Origin of the sequence: Streptomyces sp. NPDC058685 (assembly GCF_042714725.1) — a bacterium.
Taxonomy (GTDB): Bacteria; Actinomycetota; Actinomycetes; order Streptomycetales; family Streptomycetaceae; genus Streptomyces.
The window spans coordinates 133,046-155,466 of the sequence record NZ_JBHXSL010000003.1; the positions used below are offsets into that span (position 1 = coordinate 133,046).

The 22,421-nt window shown below is 70.3% G+C and carries 20 protein-coding genes; 19 read left to right on the forward strand and 1 reads right to left on the reverse strand.

The annotated features are described in order from the left end of the window. The first annotated feature begins 98 nt into the window (after positions 1-98). The 19 genes from ACFWU3_RS03775 (at position 99) to ACFWU3_RS03865 (ending at position 21,342) form a co-directional block, all read left to right on the forward strand. Positions 99-2,021 carry a DUF5941 domain-containing protein gene (locus tag ACFWU3_RS03775; RefSeq protein ID WP_384431002.1) on the forward strand — a complete coding sequence of 641 codons (1,923 nt, stop codon included), beginning with the start codon at positions 99-101 and terminating at the stop codon, positions 2,019-2,021. After that, positions 2,018-2,770 carry a sugar phosphate nucleotidyltransferase gene (locus ACFWU3_RS03780; RefSeq protein WP_384430591.1) on the forward strand — a complete coding sequence of 251 codons (753 nt, stop codon included), beginning with the start codon at positions 2,018-2,020 and terminating at the stop codon, positions 2,768-2,770. Before ACFWU3_RS03775 ends, ACFWU3_RS03780 begins: the two co-directional genes overlap by 4 nt. Further along, positions 2,758-3,822 (forward strand): iron-containing alcohol dehydrogenase family protein, encoded by a 1,065-nt coding sequence (locus tag ACFWU3_RS03785; protein WP_384430594.1) that lies wholly within the window; start codon positions 2,758-2,760, stop codon positions 3,820-3,822. Before ACFWU3_RS03780 ends, ACFWU3_RS03785 begins: the two co-directional genes overlap by 13 nt. Further along, entirely contained in the window at positions 3,800-4,579 is a 780-nt protein-coding gene (locus ACFWU3_RS03790) for a CDP-alcohol phosphatidyltransferase family protein (protein WP_340476578.1), read from the forward strand. Before ACFWU3_RS03785 ends, ACFWU3_RS03790 begins: the two co-directional genes overlap by 23 nt. 41 nt (positions 4,580-4,620) lie before the next feature. Beyond that, a complete protein-coding gene (locus ACFWU3_RS03795) occupies positions 4,621-5,472 on the forward strand; it encodes a glycosyltransferase family 2 protein (RefSeq protein WP_384431005.1) in 852 nt (283 codons plus the stop codon). Positions 5,473-5,571: 99 nt separating this feature from the next. Beyond that, complete coding sequence (locus ACFWU3_RS03800; RefSeq protein WP_384430598.1) at positions 5,572-6,501, forward strand: ABC transporter permease; 930 nt, start codon at positions 5,572-5,574, stop codon at positions 6,499-6,501. Further along, positions 6,494-7,276, forward strand: a complete 783-nt coding sequence (locus tag ACFWU3_RS03805; protein WP_313942884.1) for an ABC transporter ATP-binding protein — start codon at positions 6,494-6,496, stop codon at positions 7,274-7,276. Before ACFWU3_RS03800 ends, ACFWU3_RS03805 begins: the two co-directional genes overlap by 8 nt. Positions 7,277-7,737: 461 nt before the next feature. Beyond that, entirely contained in the window at positions 7,738-8,667 is a 930-nt protein-coding gene (gene hpnC, locus ACFWU3_RS03810; RefSeq protein ID WP_384430602.1) for a squalene synthase HpnC, read from the forward strand. Between the two features lie 8 nt (positions 8,668-8,675). Then, a complete protein-coding gene (gene hpnD, locus ACFWU3_RS03815) occupies positions 8,676-9,608 on the forward strand; it encodes a presqualene diphosphate synthase HpnD (RefSeq protein WP_384430605.1) in 933 nt (310 codons plus the stop codon). A gap of 85 nt (positions 9,609-9,693) precedes the next feature. Then, positions 9,694-11,079, forward strand: coding sequence for a hydroxysqualene dehydroxylase HpnE (gene hpnE, locus ACFWU3_RS03820; protein ID WP_384430608.1), 1,386 nt, complete (start codon positions 9,694-9,696; stop codon positions 11,077-11,079). Between the two features lie 38 nt (positions 11,080-11,117). Further along, positions 11,118-12,185: a polyprenyl synthetase family protein gene (locus ACFWU3_RS03825; RefSeq protein WP_384431008.1), complete on the forward strand. Its 1,068-nt coding sequence runs from the start codon at positions 11,118-11,120 to the stop codon at positions 12,183-12,185. Positions 12,186-12,298: 113 nt separating this feature from the next. Then, complete coding sequence (gene shc / locus ACFWU3_RS03830) at positions 12,299-14,317, forward strand: squalene--hopene cyclase (RefSeq protein ID WP_384430611.1); 2,019 nt, start codon at positions 12,299-12,301, stop codon at positions 14,315-14,317. Continuing rightward, positions 14,317-14,970, forward strand: coding sequence for a 1-hydroxy-2-methyl-2-butenyl 4-diphosphate reductase (locus tag ACFWU3_RS03835; RefSeq protein ID WP_384430614.1), 654 nt, complete (start codon positions 14,317-14,319; stop codon positions 14,968-14,970). The genes shc and ACFWU3_RS03835 overlap by 1 nt, the downstream gene beginning before the upstream one ends. 5 nt (positions 14,971-14,975) lie before the next feature. Then, on the forward strand, positions 14,976-15,998 hold the full coding sequence (gene hpnH / locus ACFWU3_RS03840; protein ID WP_384430617.1) for an adenosyl-hopene transferase HpnH: 1,023 nt from the start codon (positions 14,976-14,978) through the stop codon (positions 15,996-15,998). A gap of 4 nt (positions 15,999-16,002) precedes the next feature. Further along, complete coding sequence (gene ispG, locus ACFWU3_RS03845) at positions 16,003-17,166, forward strand: flavodoxin-dependent (E)-4-hydroxy-3-methylbut-2-enyl-diphosphate synthase (RefSeq protein WP_384430620.1); 1,164 nt, start codon at positions 16,003-16,005, stop codon at positions 17,164-17,166. A 25-nt stretch (positions 17,167-17,191) separates the two neighbouring features. Beyond that, the gene (gene dxs / locus ACFWU3_RS03850) at positions 17,192-19,066 is read left to right on the forward strand and encodes a 1-deoxy-D-xylulose-5-phosphate synthase (protein WP_384430623.1); all 1,875 of its coding nucleotides are present in this window, start codon (positions 17,192-17,194) and stop codon (positions 19,064-19,066) included. Positions 19,067-19,069: 3 nt separating this feature from the next. Further along, positions 19,070-20,497, forward strand: a complete 1,428-nt coding sequence (locus tag ACFWU3_RS03855; protein WP_384430626.1) for an aspartate aminotransferase family protein — start codon at positions 19,070-19,072, stop codon at positions 20,495-20,497. A 59-nt stretch (positions 20,498-20,556) separates the two neighbouring features. Further along, entirely contained in the window at positions 20,557-21,144 is a 588-nt protein-coding gene (locus tag ACFWU3_RS03860; RefSeq protein ID WP_384430629.1) for a helix-turn-helix domain-containing protein, read from the forward strand. A gap of 72 nt (positions 21,145-21,216) precedes the next feature. Next, positions 21,217-21,342 carry a DUF6126 family protein gene (locus ACFWU3_RS03865; RefSeq protein ID WP_313942871.1) on the forward strand — a complete coding sequence of 42 codons (126 nt, stop codon included), beginning with the start codon at positions 21,217-21,219 and terminating at the stop codon, positions 21,340-21,342. A gap of 124 nt (positions 21,343-21,466) precedes the next feature. Here ACFWU3_RS03865 and ACFWU3_RS03870 read toward each other — a convergent pair whose 3' ends face one another. After that, positions 21,467-22,279, reverse strand: coding sequence for a tyrosine-protein phosphatase (locus ACFWU3_RS03870; protein ID WP_384430633.1), 813 nt, complete (start codon positions 22,277-22,279; stop codon positions 21,467-21,469). Between the last annotated feature and the right edge of the window lie 142 nt (positions 22,280-22,421).

Consider the following 22,421-nt stretch of genomic DNA (forward strand, 5'->3'; position numbering starts at 1 on the left):
CCTCAGCGCATCCGATAGCCTCTGCCGACGAGCCGCCGCCCGTACACCGGGCCGAGCCGCCGCGCATCCGCACCCTCGGTTCCAAGGAGTGAGTCCGTCTGTCGACCGCCATCCTCACCGGTCCGCCCGTACCCGGATCGTCGCTCGAGGGCGATCTGCGGTCACTGGGTTTCGACGTACGCGTCGCTCCGGGTGCCGCCGAGAGCGAGGCGCTCCTCGCCGCCGTCCCGGCCGCGGAGCGCGTCGCGGTGGTGGACGCGCGCTTCGTCGGCCACGTCCACTCCCTGCGGCTGGCCCTGACGGACCCCCGCTTCCCGGCGTCCGCGGTCCCCGGCGCGCTCACTGCGCAGCCCGAGGCCCGTGCGGCCCTGGCGACGGCCTTCGCGGCCACCACGGCACCCGCCCCCGCGGCGGAGACGGCCGCCGGGGCCTCGGACCTGCCCGGCGACGCCGACGCCTCCGGCGCGGCACCGCGGACGTCCGCGGCGACCCCGGACGCGGAGGCGAGCGCTGCCGGCCTCGGAACGGCCCTGCAGGCGCCCGACCTGCCCGGCCTGCTCGCCGACACCCTCGACTCCGCCGGCACCCCCGTCCACCGGCCCGAGCTCGGCTCGCTCGTCGCGACCGTGCCGGCGGATCCGCAGGCCCGCAACGAAGCCCGTCAGGCCGTCGCGGCCGTCGACGACGAAGAGGTGCGGCTCCGGTCGGCCGTGAAGGCCCGGGACGGCTTCTTCACCACCTTCTGCATCAGCCCGTACTCGCGCTACATCGCCCGCTGGTGCGCGCGCCGTGGGCTGACCCCCAACCAGGTCACCACCGCGTCACTGATCACCGCCCTGATCGCGGCCGGGGCCGCGGCCACCGGCACCCGCGGCGGGTACATCGCGGCCGGCCTGCTGCTGCTCTTCTCCTTCGTCCTGGACTGCACGGACGGGCAGCTCGCCCGGTACTCGCTCCAGTACTCGACGATGGGTGCCTGGCTCGACGCCACCTTCGACCGCGCCAAGGAGTACGCCTACTACGCGGGCCTGGCGCTGGGCGCGGCCCGCGGCGGTGACGACGTATGGGCACTGGCCCTGGGCGCGATGGTGCTGCAGACGTGCCGCCATGTCGTGGACTTCTCCTTCAACGAGGCGAACCACGACGCCGAGTCCAACACCAGCCCGACCGCCGCCCTCTCCGACAAGCTCGACAGCGTCGGCTGGACGGTGTGGGTACGCCGCATGATCGTGCTGCCGATCGGTGAGCGATGGGCCATGATCGCGGTTCTGACCGCGGTGACCACGCCCCGGATCGTCTTCTACGCCCTCCTCGTCGGCTGCGCCTTCGCGGCCTGCTACACCACGGCGGGCCGGCTGCTGCGCTCCCTGACCCGCAAGGCGCGCAGGACCGACCGTGCCGCGCAGGCCCTGGCGGACCTCGCCGACACGGGACCGCTCGCGGAGGCGGTCGCGCGCGCGGGCCGCCGGTTCGTCGCCGGGCTCCCCGCGATGGCACCCCCTGCCATCGCGCTCGTGGGTGGCGCCGGCCTGGTGGCCGCCGCCGTGTTCAGCGACTACGGATCGCTCTGGCCGGTCATCGCGGCCGTGACGTATGTCATCACCTCCGGCCTCGCCGTCGCCCGCCCCCTCAAGGGCGCGCTCGACTGGCTCGTCCCGCCCGTGTTCAGGGCCGCCGAATACGGAGCGATCCTGGCGCTCGCGGTGGCCGCGGACGTGAACGGAGCACTGCCCGCGGCCTACGGCCTGGTGGCCGCGGTCGCCTACCATCACTACGACACGGTGTACCGCATCCGCGGTGGCACGGGCGCGCCGCCGCACTGGCTGGTACGGGCGACCGGAGGACACGAGGGGCGGATCCTGCTCGTCGTGCTGCTGGCCGCCCTGGTCACCGACACCGACTTCACCATCGCGCTGGCGGCGCTCGCTGTCGCCGTCGCACTCGTGGTGCTCGTGGAGAGCATCCGCTTCTGGGTGTCCTCCGCAGCACCCGCAGTTCATGACGAAGGAGAACCCGCATGATCGGCCTTGTTCTTGCAGCCGGTGCCGGACGGCGTCTGCGTCCCTACACCGACACGCTTCCCAAGGCCCTCGTGCCCGTCGGCCCGGAACAGGACGGCGAGGCCACGACCGTCCTCGACATCGCCCTGAAGAACTTCGCGGAGATCGGGCTCACCGAGGTCGCCGTCGTCGTCGGCTACCGCAAGGAGGCCGTGTACGAGCGCCAGGCGGCCCTGGAGGCGAAGTACGGCCTGAAGCTCACCCTCGTCGACAACGACAAGGCCGAGGAGTGGAACAACGCCTACTCCCTGTGGTGCGCCCGTGACGTGCTGAAGAAGGGCGTCATCCTCGCCAACGGCGACACCGTCCACCCGGTCTCGGTCGAGCACTCCCTGCTCGCCGCCCGCGGCGACGGCCGGAAGATCATCCTCGCCCTCGACACGGTGAAGCAGCTCGCCGACGAGGAGATGAAGGTCATCACGGACGGCGACCAGGGCGTGCGGCGCATCACCAAGCTGATGGACCCGGCCACCGCCACCGGCGAGTACATCGGTGTCACCCTCATCGAGCCCGAGGCGGCCGAGGAGCTGGCCGACGCCCTGAAGACCACGTTCGAGCGCGACCCCGACCTCTACTACGAGGACGGCTACCAGGAGCTCGTCAACCGCGGCTTCCGGATCGACGTGGCTCCCATCGGCGACGTCCCGTGGGTCGAGATCGACAACCACGACGACCTCGCGAAGGGCCGTGAGATCGCGTGCCTGTACTGACCCGGCTCATCCCGTCGCCGGTCGTCGTCGACATCCGCGCGGGAGCCCTGGACGACCTGGCGGGCCTCCTGGCCGACCAGCGGATCTCCGGATCCGGCAAACTGGCGATCGCGATCAGCGGCGGCTCCGGCCAGGCCCTGCGCGAGCGGCTGGCATCGGTGCTGCCCGACGCCGACTGGTACGAGGTCTGCGACGGCACGATCGACTCGGCCGTGCAGCTCGCCGACGACATCAAGGGCAAGCGGCGCTACGACGCCGTGGTGGGCCTCGGCGGCGGCAAGATCATCGACGTGGCCAAGTACGCCGCCGCTCGCGTCGGTCTGCCGATGGTCGCCGTGGCGACGAACCTCGCGCACGACGGACTGTGTTCGCCCGTCTCGACGCTCGACAACGACAACGGACGCGGCTCGTACGGCGTCCCCACCCCGATCGCGGTGGTCATCGACCTCGATGTGGTCCGCGGTGCCCCGGTCCGCTACATCCGGTCCGGCATCGGCGACGCCATCTCGAACATCTCCTGCGTCGCCGACTGGGAGCTGTCCCACAAGGTGACCGGCGAGGCCATCGACGGACTGGCGGCCGCCATGGCGCGGCAGGCCGGTGAAGCGGTCCTGCGGCATCCCGGCGGCATCGGCGACGACGCGTTCCTCACGGTCCTCGCCGAAGGCCTCGTACTGACCGGCATCTCCATGTCGGTCGCCGGCGACAGCCGCCCCGCGTCGGGCGCCTGCCACGAGATCAACCACGCCTTCGATCTGCTCTACCCGCGCCGCTCCGCTCCGCACGGCGAGCAGGTCGGACTGGGCGCCGCCTTCGCCATGCACCTCCGCGGCGCCCACGACGAGGCCGGACTCTTCGCGACGGTGCTGCGCAGACACGGGCTGCCCGTCCTCCCGGAGGACCTCGGCTTCACCGCCGACGAGTTCGTCCGAGCCGTGGAGTACGCGCCGCAGACCCGTCCGGGCCGTTTCACCATCCTCGAGCACCTTGACCTCACCACCGATCAGATCAGGGACGCGTACGCCGACTATGCCAAGACCATCCGTAGCTGAACTCCGCCCGGTCGTTCACCCGGCGGGAGTGAAGGACCGGCGCAGCGGAGAGCACTGGGGCGGACGCCTGTACATGCGCGAGATCTCGCTGCGCATCACCCGCCTCCTGGTCACCACGAAGGTCACGCCGAACCAGCTGACGTACGTGATGACCATATGCGGCGTGCTCGCCGCCCCGGCCCTGCTGGTGCCGGGCATCTGGGGCGCCGTCCTCGGCGTCGTCGCGGTCCAGCTGTATCTGCTGCTGGACTGTGTCGACGGTGAGGTCGCCCGCTGGAAGAAGCAGTTCTCGCTCTCCGGGGTCTACCTGGACCGTGTCGGCGCCTATCTGTGCGACGCGGCGGTCCTCGTCGGTCTCGGCCTGCGCGCCGCCGACCTGTGGGGCCCGGGGCGTATCGACTGGCTCTGGGCGTTCCTCGGCACCCTCGCCGCACTCGGCGCGATCCTGATCAAGGCCGAGACCGACCTGGTCGGGGTAGCGCGCCACCAGGGCGGACTGCCTCCGGTCAAGGACGCCGCCGCGGAGCCGCGCTCCTCCGGTATGGCGCTCGCCCGCCGGGCCGCCGGGGCGCTCAAGTTCCACCGGCTGATCCTCGGCATCGAGGCGTCGCTGCTCATCCTGGCGCTCGCCGTGGTGGACCAGATCCGCGGCGACCTGTTCTTCACCCGCCTCGGAGTCGCCGTCCTCGCCGGTATCGCGCTGCTCCAGACGCTGCTGCACCTGGTGTCCGTCCTCGTCTCCAGCAGGCTGAGGTGAGTGCCGTGAAGCCGCTGAAGGTCGGCGCCGTCATCATCACCATGGGCAACCGCCCGGACGACCTGCGCGCGCTCCTCGACTCGGTCGCCAAGCAGGACGGCGACCCGATCGAGACCGTGGTCGTCGGCAACGGCGCCCCGGTGACGGGCGTCGAGGACTTCCCGTTCGTCCGGACCGTGGATCTGCCCGAGAACCTGGGCATCCCCGGCGGCCGCAACGTCGGCATCGAGGCGTTCGGGCCGTCCGGCTCCGGCGTCGACGCGCTGCTCTTCCTCGACGACGACGGTCTGCTGCCCGGCACCGACACCGCGGAGCTGGTGCGACAGGCCTTCGCCGACGATCCGAAGCTGGGCATCGTCAGCTTCCGCATCGCCGACCCGGAGACCGGCCTCACCCAGCGCCGCCACGTCCCCCGGCTGCGCGCCTCGGACCCGATGCGCTCCTCGCGGGTGACGACCTTCCTCGGCGGCGCCAACGCCGTGCGCACGCAGGTCCTCGCCGAGGTCGGCGGCCTGCCCGACGAGTTCTTCTACGCCCACGAGGAGACGGATCTGGCCTGGCGTGCCCTCGACGCCGGCTGGGCCATCGACTACCGCGCGGACATGGTGCTGTTCCACCCGACCATGCCCCCGTCGCGGCACGCGGTCTATCACCGGATGGTGGCCCGCAACCGGGTCTGGCTCGCCCGCCGGAATCTGCCGGCCCCGCTGGTGCCGCTCTATCTCGGAGTCTGGGTGCTGCTCACCCTCGTCCGGCGCCCGTCGGTGCCCGCCCTCAAGGCATGGATGGGCGGCTTCAAGGAGGGCTGGCGGACCCCCTGCGGTCCCCGCCGCCCCATGAAGTGGCGTACGGTATGGCGGCTCACCCGACTGGGCCGACCTCCTGTCATCTGACAAGCTCGGTCCTGAGAGCATCGGGCGTGTCCGGGTACCCGGCGCGTCCGACGCCGCGCCCCCATCTGCCGCGCATCGTGAAGACGAAAGTTTCAACTTGTGAGTGACACAACCCATGACGGAGCGATCACCATGACCGCCCCGCCATCCGTCGACCAGGGCCTGTCCCCGGCGGAGCTCGCTGCCAAGTACGGCCTGTCGGTCAGCGGTGCCCGGCCAGGGCTCGCCGAGTACATCCGGCAGCTGTGGGGCCGACGGCACTTCATCCTGGCCTTCTCGCAGGCCAAGCTGACGGCCCAGTACAGCCAGGCGAAGCTCGGCCAGCTGTGGCAGGTCGTGACGCCGCTGCTCAACGCGCTCGTCTACTACCTGATCTTCGGGATCATCCTGGGCACCAGGGAGGGGATCTCCAACGAGGTCTTCATCCCGTTCCTGGTCACGGGCGTTTTCGTCTTCACCTTCACCCAGAGCTCGGTCATGGCGGGCGTCAGGGCGATCTCGGGAAACCTCGGACTGGTGCGTGCGCTGCACTTCCCGCGGGCATCCCTGCCGGTCTCCTTCGCGCTCCAGCAGCTCCAGCAGCTGCTGTTCTCGATGATCGTGCTCTTCATCATCGCCATCGGGTTCGGCAGCTACCCGAGCCTGTCCTGGCTGCTGATCGTCCCGGCGCTGGCCCTGCAGTTCCTCTTCAACACGGGCCTCGCGCTGATCATGGCCAGGCTGGGCAGCAAGACGCCCGACCTGGCCCAGCTGATGCCCTTCATCATGCGGACCTGGATGTACGCCTCCGGCGTCATGTACTCGATCCCGGTCATCATGAAGGGCAAGCCGGAATGGATCGTCCACACGCTGCAGCTGAACCCGGCCGCGGTCTACATGGACATCATCCGCTTCGCCCTGATCGACGGATACGGCTCCGAGAACCTGCCTCCGCACGTCTGGGCATGGGCGGTCGCCTGGGCGGCCCTCTTCGGCGTCTGCGGATTCCTGTACTTCTGGAAGGCTGAAGAACGGTACGGCCGTGGCTGACAAGAACCTGGGGCGCGTCCCCACAGTGATCGCCGACGACGTGCACATCGTGTACCGCGTGCACGGCAGTTCGGGCGGCAAGGGCAGCGCCACCGCAGCCCTGAACAGGATCATCAAGCGCGACAAGGGCGAGTCCCGGGGTGTGCGCAAGGTGCACGCCGTGCGGGGCGTCTCCTTCACCGCGTACCGCGGCGAGGCGATCGGCCTCATCGGCACCAACGGTTCCGGCAAGTCCACCCTGCTGCGGGCCATAGCCGGACTGCTTCCCACCGAGCACGGCAAGGTCTACACCGACGGCCAGCCCTCACTGCTCGGTGTGAACGCCGCGCTGATGGGCGACCTGACCGGTGAGCGCAATGTCATCCTCGGCGGCCTGGCCATGGGCATGTCGCGCGAGGAGGTCCGCGAGCGCTACCAGGACATCGTCGACTTCTCCGGGATCAACGAGAAGGGCGACTTCATCACCCTGCCGATGCGCACCTACTCCTCGGGCATGGGGGCACGGCTCCGGTTCGCCATCGCGGCGGCCAAGGACCACGACGTCCTGATGATCGACGAGGCGCTGGCCACGGGTGACCGCAAGTTCCAGATCCGCTCCGAGCAGCGCATCCGGGAGCTCCGGGAGCACGCGGGCACGGTGTTCCTGGTCAGCCACAGCCTCGGCTCCATCAGGGACACCTGTGACCGGGTCCTGTGGCTGGAAAAGGGCGAGCTGCTGATGGACGGTCCCACCGCCGAGGTCCTCAAGGCGTACGAGAAGGAGACCGGCCGCTAGGCCGCCTTCCGGACCGGTCCGCGAAAAGGCCCCCGCCCTGGCATCCGGGCGGGGGCCTTTCTGCGTCCTGTCGGTCGAGGGGTCACCTGACGCGCCCGGGGGCGGGGCGGGCCTCGCGGCCGGGCCCCGACAGTCGTCGCCCGAACGTCAAGGGCGGGTCAATTCCTGTCCGGGCAGGGATGGTTGACCACGATTGGAGTGTTCTTGTAATGCGCGCAACACCCCGGCGTATCACTGGGCGTTGTACAACGTAAGCTGTACCGGTGCTGAATCACGGCAAGTGGGGCGATACGCCCTCGGTATCGCCCCCGCCGGGCGGGACCCCCGCAGACGGCGCGACGGGCGGCGTGTCCGAAATAGGATGGATTGGATCGGCAGTGTAGAACGGGAGATGTGACGGCAATGATCGAAAATCTCCAGCTCCTCGAGGCTTTCGCCGTCCCCTCGCCGGGCAGCCACGTATGACCGGCACCCGGCAGACACGCATGGCGACCTCGGCTGATTCCGCACGTGCCACCCTCGACAAGGCCGCGGACGAGAACTTTCCCGTGGCCCCCTTCTTCCTGCCGCGCGCCTGGCGCGACGATCTGATGGCCGTGTACGGCTTCGCCCGTCTGGTCGACGACATCGGCGACGGCGACCTCGCCCCGGGCGGCGCGGACGCCCGCCACCTGGGCGTGGCCCCGGCCGACGCCGACGACCGCCTCGTGATGCTGGACGCCTTCGAGACCGATCTGCGGCGCGTCTTCAGCCCTGACGACGGCACGCCGCACCACCCGCTGCTGCGGGGGCTGCTCCCCACCGTGCGCCGCTGTTCGCTCGACCCCGAGCCCTTTGCCGGACTGATCGCCGCGAACCGTCAGGACCAGCTGGTCCGGCGGTACAAGACGTACGACGAACTCCTCGCCTACTGCGAGCTGTCCGCCAACCCCGTCGGCCGGCTCGTGCTCGGGATCACCGGTACCGCCGGTCCCGAGCGTGTGCGCCGTTCCGACGCCGTGTGCACCGCGCTCCAGATCGTCGAGCACCTTCAGGACGTGACCGAGGACCTCGCACGCGACCGGATCTATCTGCCCGCCGACGACATGCAGCGGTTCGGGGTGACGGAGGCCGACCTGGCCGCGCCGGCCGGGAGCGCGGCGGTCCGCGCCCTGATCGCCTACGAGAGCGAACGCGCCGGCCTGCTGCTCGACGAGGGCATCCCGCTGGTGGGCAGCGTCCACGGCCGGCTGCGGCTGCTGCTCGCCGGCTTCGTGGGCGGCGGGCGTGCCGCCCTCGCCGCGATCGCGGCCGCCGGTCACGACGTCCTGCCGGGGCCGCCCAGACCTGCCAGGACAAGGCTGCTGCGCGAAGTCGGAGCAGTCCTGCGAAGAGCGCGTAGAGAGGGGTGAGCGGGACGATGGAGGGACCGACCGACGTGTCGCCACCGGTGCAGGCCGCGTACAGCTACTGCGAGGCCGTCACCGGACAGCAGGCGCGTAACTTCGCCTACGGGATCAGGCTGCTGCCGACCGACAAGCGGCAGGCCATGTCCGCGCTGTACGCGTTCTCCCGGCGTGTCGACGACATCGGCGACGGCACGCTGGCGCCCGAGGCCAAGCGCGACCGCCTCGAAGTGACGCGGGCCCTGCTGGACCGCGTCCGGCAGGGTGCGATCGCCGAGGACGACACCGATCCGGTCGCCGTCGCCCTCGCGGACGCGGCACAGCGCTTCCCGATCCCGCTCGACGGGCTCGACGAGCTCATCGACGGTGTCCAGATGGACGTCCGCGGCGAGGCCTACGAGACCTGGGACGACCTCAAGGTCTACTGCCGTTGCGTGGCGGGCGCGATCGGACGGCTCTCCCTCGGCGTGTTCGGCACACAGGCCGGCGCACGCGGGGCCGAACGCGCTCCCGAGTACGCCGACACGCTGGGTCTCGCCCTCCAACTCACCAATATCCTGAGGGATGTTCGTGAGGACGCGGCCAACGGACGCACCTACCTGCCCTCCGACGACCTGGCCAAGTTCGGCTGCTCCGCCGGGTTCCACTCGGCGACCCCGCCGGCCGGTTCCGACTTCGCGGGCCTCGTCCACTTCGAAGTACGGCGTGCCCGCGCCCTCTTCGCCGAGGGCTACCGGCTGCTGCCCATGCTCGACCGGCGCAGCGGAGCCTGTGTCGCCGCCATGGCCGGCATCTACCGCCGGCTGCTCGACCGCATCGAACGCGACCCCGAGGCAGTGCTCCGCGGCCGTGTCTCGCTGCCCGGCCGCGAAAAGGCGTTCGTGGCGGTGCGCGGTCTGTCGGGGCTCGACGCCCGGCACATCACCCGTCAGAGAGGGCGCGCCTGATGCCACGGCCCGACACGCACAACCGGCGGGCAACCGTCCGGACCGGTCCGGCGTCCCTGACGGCAACGGCCCGAGGGGAGGTCGCATGACGGACGAGGACATGCGTTCCCAGCACGCGGTGGTGATCGGCGGAGGACTGGCCGGAATCACCGCGGCGCTTCAGCTCGCCGACGCGGGCGTAGGCGTCACTCTCGTCGAAGGCCGCCCACGACTGGGCGGCCTCGCCTTCTCCTTCCAGCGGGGCGCCCTGACCGTCGACAACGGCCAGCACGTCTATCTGCGCTGCTGCACCGCCTACCGCTGGTTCCTCGACCGGATCGACGGCGCCGCGCTGGCCCCGCTCCAGGACCGGCTGGACGTCCCCGTCCTCGACGTGGCCCGCGCCGGCGGCCCCCGGCTCGGCCGGCTGCGCCGCACGTCGCTGCCCGTGCCGCTGCACCTCGCCGCCGGCCTCGCCACGTACCCGCATCTCTCGCTCGCCGAGCGGGCGAGTGTGGGACGTGCCGCGCTCGCGCTCCGCCGGCTCGATCCGGCCGATCCCGCACTCGACGGCATCGACTTCGCGACCTGGCTCGGGCGGCACGGCCAGTCGCGGCGCACCATCGAGGCGCTCTGGGACCTGGTGGGAGTCGCGACACTGAACGCCACCGCGCCGAACGCCTCCATGGCGCTCGCCGCGATGGTCTTCAAGACCGGACTGCTCTCCGAGCCGGGCGCCGCGGACATCGGCTGGGCCCGGGTGCCGCTCGGCGACCTGCACGACACCCTCGCCCGCAAGGCCCTCGACTCCGCCGGTGTGCGCACCGAGCTGTCGACCCGGGTGCGTGCCGTCTCCCGCGCGGAGCACGGCCGGTGGCACGTGGACATCGCCGGCGAGCGGCTGGAGGCCGACACCGTCGTCCTCGCCGTCGCGCAGCGCGAGGCCCACGACCTGCTGCCCGAGGGCGCTGTCGAGGACCCCGACCGGCTGCTCGACATCGGCACCGCGCCGATCCTCAACATCCACGTCGTGTACGACCGCAAGGTGCTGCGCCGGCCGTTCTTCTCCGCGCTGGGCACCCCGGTCCAATGGGTGTTCGACCGTACGGAGGCGTCGGGACTGACGGAGGGTCAGTACCTGGCACTGTCCCAGTCGGCCGCCCAGGACGAGATCGACACGCCGGTCGCCGAGCTGCGCGCACGCTATCTGCCCGAGCTGGAGCGGCTGTTGCCCGCCGCCCGCGGTGCGCAGGTGCGCGACTTCTTCGTCACCCGTGAGCGCACGGCGACCTTCGCACCGTCACCGGGCGTCGGCAGGCTGCGCCCCGGGGCCCGAACCCGTGCGCCGGGGCTGTACCTTGCGGGCGCGTGGACCGCCACCGGCTGGCCCGCGACCATGGAGGGTGCCGTGCGCAGCGGCTTCAGCGCCGCCGGCGCCGCGCTCTCCGCTCTCGGCCGCTCCCATGAACATCCGCTCAAGGAGGCGGCGTGAGCATCAGTACTGGAACAAGAGGAGAGACCGTGCCGACAGTGCCTTCGGCGAACCCGGCTGACGACACCGCAGCGGACGTGGACATCGTCGCGCTGCTGGAGCGCGGGCGGACCATGTCGACGCCGGTGCTGCGTGCGGCCGTGGACCGGCTCGCACCGCCCATGGACACCGTCGCCGCGTACCACTTCGGCTGGATCGACGCCGAGGGCCGGCCTTCGGACGGTGACGGCGGCAAGGCCGTACGCCCCGCGCTCGCCCTGCTGTCCGCCGAGGCTGCCGGAGCCTCGCCCGAGACCGGCATCCCCGGCGCGGTCGCGGTCGAGCTGGTGCACAACTTCTCGCTGCTGCACGACGACCTGATGGACGGCGACGAGCAGCGCCGTCACCGCGACACCGTGTGGAAGGTGCACGGCCCGGCCCAGGCGATCCTCGTCGGGGACGCGCTGTTCGCCCTGGCCAACGAGGTCCTGCTGGAGCTCGGCACGGTCGACGCCGGGCGCGCGACCCGGCGGCTGACCACCGCGACCCGCAAGCTGATCGACGGACAGGCCCAGGACATCTCCTACGAGCACCGCGAGCGGGTCACCGTCGAGGAGTGCCTGGAGATGGAGGGCAACAAGACGGGCGCGCTGCTCGCCTGCGCCGTCTCCATCGGCGCCGTGCTCGGCGGGGCGGACGACCGCACCGCCGACACCCTGGAGGCGTACGGCTACCACCTCGGTCTCGCCTTCCAGGCCGTGGACGACCTGCTGGGCATCTGGGGCGACCCGGTCGCCACCGGCAAGCAGACCTGGAGCGATCTGCGGCAGCGCAAGAAGTCCCTGCCGGTCGTCGCCGCGCTCGCCGCCGGCGGGCCGGCCTCGCAGCACCTCGGGGAGCTGCTCGCGGCCGACGCCAAGAGCAACGAATTCGACAGCTTCTCCGAGGAGGAGTTCGCCACCCGGGCAGCCCTCATCGAGGAGGCCGGCGGCCGTGAGTGGACCTCCCAGGAGGCCCGCAGGCAGCACGCGATCGCCGTCGACGCCCTGAACGGTGTCGAGATGCCCCCGCACGTCCGGGCGCAGCTCGTCGCGCTCGCCGACTTCGTCGTCGTCAGGAAGAGATGATCGCTATCGCCCGCACCATATGAATCGCAGTCGCCGGCCGGCGACCGGGCAACCGGTTGCCGGCCGACGGAGACCCCAGCACAGCAGATCAGCACTGCAACGAAGGGGAAGCCATGACAGCGACGACCGACGGAAGCGGCGGGCCGCTCAAGGCCCGCGCAGCCGCGGCCAGTTCAACCACCGACACACCGTTCGTCAGGATCGCGAGTCCGGCCACGAGCGATCCGCCCGAGGCCGCACGGCATGCCGCGGAACGCTCCGTCGATTACCTGCTGAGCATCCAGGACGCCGAGGGCTGGTGGAAGGGCGACCTCGAGACCAATGTGACGATGGACGCCGAGGATCTGCTGCTCCGTCAGTTCCTCGGTATCCAGGACGCACGCACCACCGAAGCGGCCGGCCGCTTCATCCGCGGTGAGCAGCGCGAGGACGGCACCTGGGCGACGTTCTACGGCGGTCCCGCGGAGCTCTCCACCACCATCGAGGCCTATGTCGCGCTCCGGCTGGCGGGCGACCTGCCGGACGATCCGCACATGGCGCGCGCCTCCGCCTGGATCAGGGAACGCGGCGGTATCGCGGAGAGCCGGGTCTTCACCCGCATCTGGCTCGCGCTGTTCGGCTGGTGGAAGTGGGACGACCTCCCGGAACTGCCGCCCGAGCTGATCTTCCTGCCCTCCTGGTTCCCCCTGAACATCTACGACTTCGGCTGCTGGGCCCGGCAGACCATCGTGCCGCTCACGGTGGTCTCGGCGAAGCGGCCGGTGCGGCCGGCGCCGTTCGCGCTCGACGAGCTGCACACCGATCCCGCACGGCCGAACCCGGGCAAGCCGCTTGCCCCGGCTGCCAGTTGGGACGGCTTCTTCCAGCGCACCGACAAGGCGCTGCATCTGTACCGCAAGGTCGCCCCGCGCAAGCTGCGCCGGGCCGCGATGAACGCCGCCGCGCGGTGGATCATCGAACGCCAGGAGAACGACGGCTGCTGGGGAGGCATCCAGCCGCCCGCCGTGTACTCGATCATCGCCCTGCATCTGCTGGGATACGACCTCCGGCATCCGGTGATGCGGGCAGGGCTGGAGTCCCTGGACCGCTTCACCGTGTGGCGCGAGGACGGGGCCCGCATGATCGAAGCCTGTCAGTCGCCGGTCTGGGACACCTGCCTCGCCACCATCGCCCTCGCCGACGCGGGACTGCCCGCCGACCACCCCGCCCTGGTGAAGGCGGCCGACTGGATGCTCGGCGAGGAGATCGTGCGGCCCGGTGACTGGGCGGTGCGCAGGCCGCAACTCGCCCCGGGAGGCTGGGCGTTCGAGTTCCACAACGACAACTACCCGGACATCGACGACACCGCCGAGGTCATCCTCGCGCTGCGCAGGGTCAAACACCCCGACCCCACCCAGGTCGAGGGCGCCATTGCCCGGGCCGGCCGCTGGACGCTGGGCATGCAGTCGAAGAACGGCGCCTGGGGCGCGTTCGACGCCGACAACACCAGCGCCTTCCCGAACCGGCTGCCGTTCTGCGACTTCGGTGAGGTGATCGACCCGCCGTCGGCGGACGTCACCGCCCATGTCGTCGAGATGCTCGCGCACGAGGGCAAGGCGCATCACCCGCGCACCCGGCGCGGCATCGACTGGCTCCTCGCCGAACAGGAGCCGAACGGCGCCTGGTTCGGCCGCTGGGGAGTCAACTACGTCTACGGCACCGGCTCGGTGGTTCCCGCACTCGCCGCCGCCGGGGTGCCCGCATCGCATCCCGCGATCCGCCGTGCGGTCCGCTGGCTCGAGTCCGTCCAGAACGACGACGGCGGCTGGGGCGAGGACCTGCGCTCCTACCGGGAGGAGGAGTGGGTCGGCCACGGCGCCTCCACGGCCTCCCAGACCGCGTGGGCGCTGCTCGCGCTGCTGGCCGCGGGGGAGCGGGGGAGCAAGGCGGTCGAGCGGGGCGTCACCTGGCTGGCCGCGACCCAGCGGTCCGACGGGTCCTGGGACGAGCCCCACTTCACCGGGACCGGCTTCCCCTGGGACTTCTCGATCAACTACCACCTCTACCGACAGGTCTTTCCGCTGACCGCGCTCGGCCGGTACGTGCACGGCGAACCGTTCGCCGCTCGCGCGCCCGGCCACAAGGGGGGCTGATGGCAGCTTCCCCGGGGCCCTCCGGCTCCGCCTCGCCGCTGCTGATCGCCTGTGCGCTCGGCATCGAGAAGGCCGCCCTGCGCAGCGGCGACCGCAGCGGCGCACGGGGGCCGGTGACCGTGCTGCGTACGGGCATGGGGCCGCAGAACGCGGAACGTGCCGTACGCGCCGCTCTGAGTGCCGAGGCGCTGGGCGGCGTGCCGGTCATCGCGTCCGGATTCTGTGCGGGACTCGCTCCGGGGATGCATCCCGGGGACCTGATCGTCGCCGACGAGACCCGCCACCCCACCGGCACCAGCCGCTGCACGGACACGGAACTGCTGGTCAAGGCCGTGGCCCGGGCCGTACCCGGGCGCGCGGTGCACCGTGGTCCGCTGATCGGCTCCGATCATGTCGTACGCGGTCCCGAGCGGGCCGCCCTGTGTGCCACCGGCGCGATCGCGGTGGACATGGAGTCCGCCGTCACGCTCCGCAGCGCGCTGAGCGCCGGACCCCGTCCGGTTGCGGCCGTCCGGGTGGTCGTGGACGCTCCAGAGCATGAGCTCGTCCGTATTGGCACGGTCCGCGGTGGAATATCAGCCTTCCGTGTTCTTCGTGCCGTGCTTCCTGCTTTCTTTGAATGGCACCGTTCTTTGCTGCTCCCCAGGAGGTGAGCTAGATGGCCATGCCGCTTCGTCAGACCATCAGGGTCGGGACGTACCTCTTCGAACAGAAACTCCGCAAGCGGGAGAAGTTTCCGCTCATCGTCGAGCTGGAACCGCTCTTCGCCTGCAATCTGGCGTGTGAGGGGTGCGGGAAGATCCAGCATCCGGCCGGTGTCCTCAAGCAGCGCATGCCCGTGGCGCAGGCGGTGGGTGCGGTGCTCGAATCGGGCGCGCCCATGGTCTCCATCGCGGGCGGTGAGCCGCTGATGCACCCTCAGATCGACGAGATCGTGCGCCAGTTGGTCGCGAAGAAGAAGTACGTCTTCCTCTGCACCAACGCGATGCTGCTGCGCAAGAAGATCGAGAAGTTCACCCCCTCCCCGTACTTCGCCTTCGCCGTGCACATCGACGGGCTGCGCGAGCGGCACGACGAGTCGGTGGCCAAGGAAGGCGTCTTCGACGAGGCGGTGGAGGCGATCAAGGAGGCCAAGCGCCGCGGCTTCCGGGTCACGACGAACTCGACCTTCTTCAACACCGACACCCCGCAGACCGTCATCGAGGTGCTCAACTACCTCAACGACGACCTGAAGGTGGACGAGATGATGATCTCGCCCGCGTACGCCTACGAGAAGGCACCCGACCAGGAGCACTTCCTGGGTGTCGAGCAGACCCGCGAGCTGTTCAAGAAGTCCTTCGCGGGCGGCAACCGGCGGCGCTGGCGGCTCAACCACTCGCCGCTGTTCCTCGACTTCCTCGAGGGCAAGGCGGACTTCCCGTGCACGGCGTGGGCGATCCCCAACTACTCGCTCTTCGGCTGGCAGCGGCCCTGCTACCTGATGAGCGACGGATACGTCCCCACGTACCGGGAGCTCATCGAGGAGACGGACTGGAGCAAGTACGGCCGAGGCAAGGACCCGCGCTGCGCCAACTGCATGGCGCACTGCGGCTACGAACCCACCGCCGTCCTCGCCACCATGGGCTCCCTCAAGGAGTCCATCAGGGCGGCTCGGGAGACCGTCTCGGGAAACCACGGGTGACGTGATGTCCTCAGAGCCTGTCGCCCTGGGGCTCCCGCCGCTGCCGGCCAGGCCGATCGCGATGCGCCGCCCCTCGCGGCGCATCCAGGTCGGGTCGGTGGCCGTGGGGGGCGATGCCCCGGTGTCGGTGCAGTCGATGACGACGACCAGGACGTCGGACATCGGTGCCACGCTGCAGCAGATCGCTGAACTGACCGCGTCCGGTTGCCAGATCGTGCGGGTGGCGTGTCCGACGCAGGATGATGCGGACGCGTTGTCGACGATCGCCCGGAAGTCGCAGATCCCGGTGATCGCGGATATTCATTTTCAGCCGAAGTATGTGTTCGCGGCGATCGACGCGGGTTGTGCGGCGGTGCGGGTGAACCCGGGGAACATCAAGCAGTTCGACGACAAGGTGAAGGAGATCGCGCGGGCGGCGGGTGATGCGGGGACCCCGATCCGGATCGGGGTGAACGCGGGTTCGCTGGATGCGCGGCTGCTGGCGAAGTACGGGAAGGCGACGCCGGAGGCGCTGGTGGAGTCGGCGCTGTGGGAGGCGTCGCTGTTCGAGGAGCACGGTTTCCGGGACATCAAGATCTCGGTGAAGCACAACGATCCGGTGGTGATGGTCAACGCCTACCGGCAGCTGGCGGCGCAGTCGGACTATCCGCTGCATCTGGGTGTGACGGAGGCGGGTCCGGCGTTCCAGGGCACGATCAAGTCGGCGGTGGCGTTCGGTGCGCTGCTGAGTGAGGGGATCGGGGACACGATCCGGGTTTCTCTGTCGGCGCCGCCGGCGGAGGAGGTCAAGGTCGGTATCCAGATTCTGGAGGCGCTCAATCTGCGTCAGCGCCGGTTGGAGATCGTGTCGTGTCCGTCGTGCGGTCGGGCGCAGGTGGATGTGTACAAGCTGGCGGATGAGGTGACGGCGGGTCTGGAGGGCATGGAGGTGCCTCTGCGGGTCGCGGTCATGGGCTGTGTGGTGAATGGCCCGGGTGAGGCCCGTGAGGCCGATCTGGGTGTGGCGTCCGGCAATGGCAAGGGTCAGATCTTCGTCAAGGGCGAGGTCATCAAGACGGTGCCCGAGTCGAAGATCGTGGAGACCCTCATCGAAGAGGCGCTGAAGATCGCCGAACAGATGGAGGGCGCCGGGGCGGTATCGGGTCCGCCCGCCGTCACCGTGAGCTGAACCGGCAAGTGAAGGGGGTCCGACCGTGACGATTCTGGAGAGCATCAGGGGGCCGCGCGATCTCAAGGCGCTGACCGACGAGGAAATCGAAGAACTCGGCGGAGACATCAGAGAGTTCCTGGTCCATGCGGTGGCCAGAACGGGGGGCCATCTCGGCCCCAATCTCGGCGTGGTGGAGCTGACCATCGCTCTGCACCGCGTTTTCGACTCGCCTGTCGACCGCATCCTGTGGGACACCGGCCACCAGAGCTATGTGCACAAGCTGCTCACCGGCCGTCAGGACTTCTCCAAGCTGCGGGGCAAGGGCGGGCTCTCCGGCTACCCCTCCCGCGAGGAGTCCGAGCACGACGTCATCGAGAACTCCCACGCGTCCACCGTGCTCGGCTGGGCCGACGGACTCGCCAAGGCTCATCAGGTGCTCGGTTCCACCGGCCATGTCGTGGCCGTCATCGGGGACGGCGCGCTGACCGGGGGGATGGCCTGGGAGGCGCTGAACAACATCGCCGCGGCCAAGGACCGCCCGCTGATCATCGTCGTCAACGACAACGAGCGCTCCTACGCGCCCACGATCGGCGGCCTCGCGAACCACCTCGCCACCCTCCGTACGACCGACGGCTACGAGCGCTTTCTCGCCTGGGGCAAGGACGTCCTCCACCACACCCCGGTCGTCGGCAGACCGCTGTACGAGTCCCTGCACGGGGCCAAGAAGGGCTTCAAGGACGCCTTCGCCCCGCAGGGGATGTTCGAGGACCTGGGCCTGAAGTACGTGGGCCCCATCGACGGGCACGACGTGGCGGCGGTCGAGTCGGCGCTCCGGCGGGCCGCCCGCTTCCACGGGCCCGTCCTCGTGCACTGCCTGACCGAGAAGGGCCGCGGCTACCAGCCGGCGGTCGAGGACGAGGCCGACCGGTTCCACACCGTCGGCGTGATGGACCCGCTCACCTGCGAGCCGCTCACGCCCGCCGGCGGGCCGTCGTGGACGTCGGTGTTCGGTGACGAGATCGCCGAGATCGGTGCGGAGCGGCCGGACGTCGTCGCGATCACCGCCGCGATGCTGCACCCGGTCGGCCTCACCCGGTTCGCCGAGCGCTTCCCGGACCGTGTGTGGGACGTCGGGATCGCCGAGCAGCATGCCGCGGTCTCCGCGGCCGGACTGGCCACCGGTGGACTGCATCCCGTCGTCGCCGTCTACGCCACCTTCCTCAACCGTGCCTTCGACCAGTTGCTGATGGACGTCGCCCTGCACCGGTGCGGCGTGACCTTCGTGCTGGACCGGGCCGGGGTCACCGGAGTCGACGGGCCCTCGCACAACGGCATGTGGGACATGTCGATCCTCCAGGTCGTCCCGGGCCTGCGGATCGCCGCTCCCCGCGACGCCGAGCGGCTGCGGCAGGAGCTGCGCGAGGCCGTCGCGGTGGACGACGCGCCCACCGTGCTGCGCTTCCCGAAGGAGACGGTCGGCGAGCCCGTCGAGGCGGTCGACCGGGTAGGCGGGATGGACGTACTGCACCGCGCCGAGGACCCCGAGGTGCTGCTGGTGTCCGTGGGCGCCCTCGCCTCCGTCTGTCTTCAGGCGGTGGACCTGCTCCGCGGCCGCGGCATCCGCTGCACGGTGGTGGACCCGCGCTGGGTAAAGCCGGTGGACGAACAGCTCCCACCGCTCGCCGCCGCGCACCGGCTGGTGGCCGTGGTGGAGGACAACAGCCGGGCCGGCGGCGTCGGTTCGGCCGTGGGCCAGGCACTCCGGGACGCGGGAGTGGATGTGCCGCTGCGCACGTTCGGCATTCCCGAGCAGTTCCTCGCCCACGCCAAACGCGGCGAGGTGCTCGCCGACATCGGCCTCACACCGGTGGAGATCGCGGGACGGATCAGCGCCGCCCTCGTGCAGAAGGAGAACTGAGGAATGACCGAGCCGCTCAAGGCATGCGAGCAGCCTCCCGGCGCTGAGCCGCCCAAGGGCTTCGACCTCGCGAAGCTGCTCGCCGAGCGCGGGGCCGAGCGCTACGACCTGCATCAGCGGCACCTCAATCACCAGCTGCCGCGCATGCTGCACACCATCGGCTTCGACAAGGTCTACGAACGGGCCGAAGGCGCCTACTTCTGGGACGCCGAGGGCAACGACTACCTCGACATGCTCGCGGGCTTCGGGGTGATGGGCCTCGGCCGCCACCACCCCGTCGTCCGCAAGGCGCTGCACGACGTGCTCGACGCCTCGCTCGCCGATCTCACCCGCTTCGACTGCCAGCCCCTGCCGGGGCTGCTCGCCGAGAAGCTGCTGGCGCACAGCCCGCATCTGGACCGGGTGTTCTTCGGCAACAGCGGTACGGAAGCGGTCGAGACCGCGCTGAAGTTCGCCCGGTACGCCACCGGCCGCCCGAGGGTGCTGTACTGCACCCACGCCTTCCACGGGCTGACCACGGGATCCCTGTCCGTCAACGGTGAGGCGTCCTTCCGGGACGGGTTCGCGCCGCTGCTGCCCGACACCGCCGTCGAGCCCGGGGACCTCGCCGCGCTGGAGCGCGAGCTGGGCCGCGGCGACGTGGCCGCCCTGGTGGTGGAGCCGATCCAGGGCAAGGGGGTCATCGAGCCCCCGCCCGGGTACCTGCGCGCCGCTCAGGACATGCTGCGCCGGCACAAGGCACTGCTGATCGCCGACGAGGTGCAGACCGGTCTCGGCCGTACCGGCGACTTCTACGCCTACCAGCACGAGGACGTCGAGCCGGACCTCGTCTGCGTGGCGAAGGCGCTCTCCGGTGGCTACGTACCGGTGGGGGCGACCCTCGGCAAGGACTGGATCTTCAAGAAGGTCTACTCGTCGATGGACCGGGTTCTGGTGCACTCGGCGAGCTTCGGCTCCAACGCCCAGGCCATGGCCGCGGGGCTGGCGGTCCTGTCGGTGATCGAGGACGAGCAGGTCGTGGCGAACGCGCGGGCGACCGGTGATCTGCTGCGGTCCCGGCTGGCCGCGCTCGTCGACCGGTACGAGTTCCTGCACGAGGTACGCGGACGCGGTCTGATGATCGGTATTGAGTTCGGCCGGCCCGACTCGATCAAGCTCCGCAGCCGCTGGACCATGCTCCAGGCGGCCCGCAAGGGTCTGTTCGCGCAGATGGTCGTGGTGCCCCTGCTCCAGAAGCACCGCATTCTCACCCAGGTCTCCGGCGACCATCTGGAGGTGATCAAGCTGATTCCGCCGCTGACGATCGGTGAGCGGGAGGTCGACCGGTTCGTCTCCGCCTTCACGGCCGTGATGGACGACGCTCACGCCGGGGGCGGTCTGATGTGGGACTTCGGCAAGACCCTGGTGAAGCAGGCCGTCGCCAACCGCTGAGATTTGCCTTTGAGGCAAGAAGTTTGCCTCAGAGGCACTTTCTCTGGCCCAATGGACGCATGACCAGCCATGCGGGAGAGTCGGCGGGCTCGCTGCCCGATGTCGCGCCCCGGCTGCGCGATCTGCGCCGCCGCCGAGGGCTCACCCTGGAAGCGGCCGCGCATCGCGCGGAGCTGTCACCCGCCCATCTCTCCCGGCTGGAGACCGGCCGCAGGCAGCCGTCGCTGCCGATGCTGCTCGGTCTCGCCAGAATCTACGGTACGACCGTCGCCGAGCTTCTCGGCGAGCAGGCGCCCGAGCGCGAGTCCGTCATCCGGGCCGGTGCGCGCGAGCCCACCGCGGCGGACGGCTGGACCTACCACCAGGCCGGCGGATCCGGCCGTGCGATGCAGGCCCTGCGGGTGGTGGTGCCGTACGGCGCCCAGGGCGACCTCGTGCGGGTGCATCCCGGCGAGGAGTGGATCCACGTCCTCGACGGCCGGCTGCGGCTGAGCCTCGGCGACACGGTGCACGAGCTGGCCCCCGGGGACAGCGCGCACTTCGACTCGCTGACCCCGCACCGCATCGCTGCGGCCACCCCGGAAGGGGCCGAGCTGCTGTTCGTGCACACGCTGCTGCAGAGCCCCGATCTGCATCCGCACGCCTGATCCGCACCCCCGATCCGCATCCGCACGCCTGATCCGGACCTTCTGTACCACCGAGCCGAAAGCGAGACCGTCGTGTCCGAGAGCAACGAGGAGAAGTCGTTTCCCCGGGGTCTGGTGATCCGGCTCTTCGCGTATCTGGTGGCGGGCCATGTGTTCGCCGGGTTCCTCTACCTGCTGTTCACCGTGGGGGCGAAGTAGACGGTTTCGGCGAGAGGTTCACGTACGGCACGAGGCTCACGTACGGCACGAGGCTCACGTACGGCGCGAGGTTTCACGTGCGGCGAGCGGCCGCCCGTGAACCGGTGCGCTCACGCCGAGGGGCTCACGCCTCGTCGAGGAGCCGGGCCCGCAACTGCTCGCGCGTCTCGGGGCTCACCTTCAGGCCCTCGGTGAGATAGCGGTCGGTGGTGCCCCAGGTCCGGTCGATCGTGTCGAACGCGGCGTGCAGATATGTGGACCGTGCGTCGAAGAGGGGGCTCAGCAGCTCCATCACCTCCGGCGACATGCCGGCGGGGGAGTTGTCCTTGCGCCGGACCACGTAACGCCGGTGCGGGTCGTTGGACTTGAGGTAGTCCGCCTCGATCGCCTCGCGCTCCACCCCGACCGCCATCAGGGACACGGCGATCGACAGACCCGCGCGGTCCTTGCCCGCGGCGCAGTGCATCAGGGCCGGCACGCTGTTCTCGGCGAGTGCGTGCAGGACACGGCTGTGCTCGCCGGTGCGCTGCGTGATGATCGTGCGGTAGGAGGCGGACATCCGGTCGGCCGCCTTGCCGTCCGAGAGGATCGAGCGCAGCTGGTCGATGTCGCCCTCACGGACCATCTTCCAGAACTCCGCGCCGTCGGCAGGGTCGGTCAGCGGGAGATTCAGATTGCGGACGCCGGGAAGCTCGACGTCAGGGCCTTCCAGCCGCATGTCCGCCGCGTTGCGGAAGTCGAAGATCGTGTGCAGGCCGAGCGTCGTGAGGAACGAGGCGTCGGCCGCGGTCGCGTTCGCGAGATGGCCGCTGCGGAAGAGCCTTCCGTACCGCACCTGCCTGCCGTCCACGGTCGGCAGACCACCCACGTCCCGGAAGTTGCGCACACCGGCCAGTTCGGGCTCGGTCGACGGGACCTGCGGCAGCTGCTGCGTCACGTGAGCTCCTGAAATCACTGCGGTCGGCGCCGGTCGCCGACGACGGCGTGTTTCGACGATACGACATGGGTTCGTCAGGCAATCATCTTGGCCCCGACCCCGCAGAGGCGTTGCACGGGCGGTGGTCCGCGTCGGATGATGT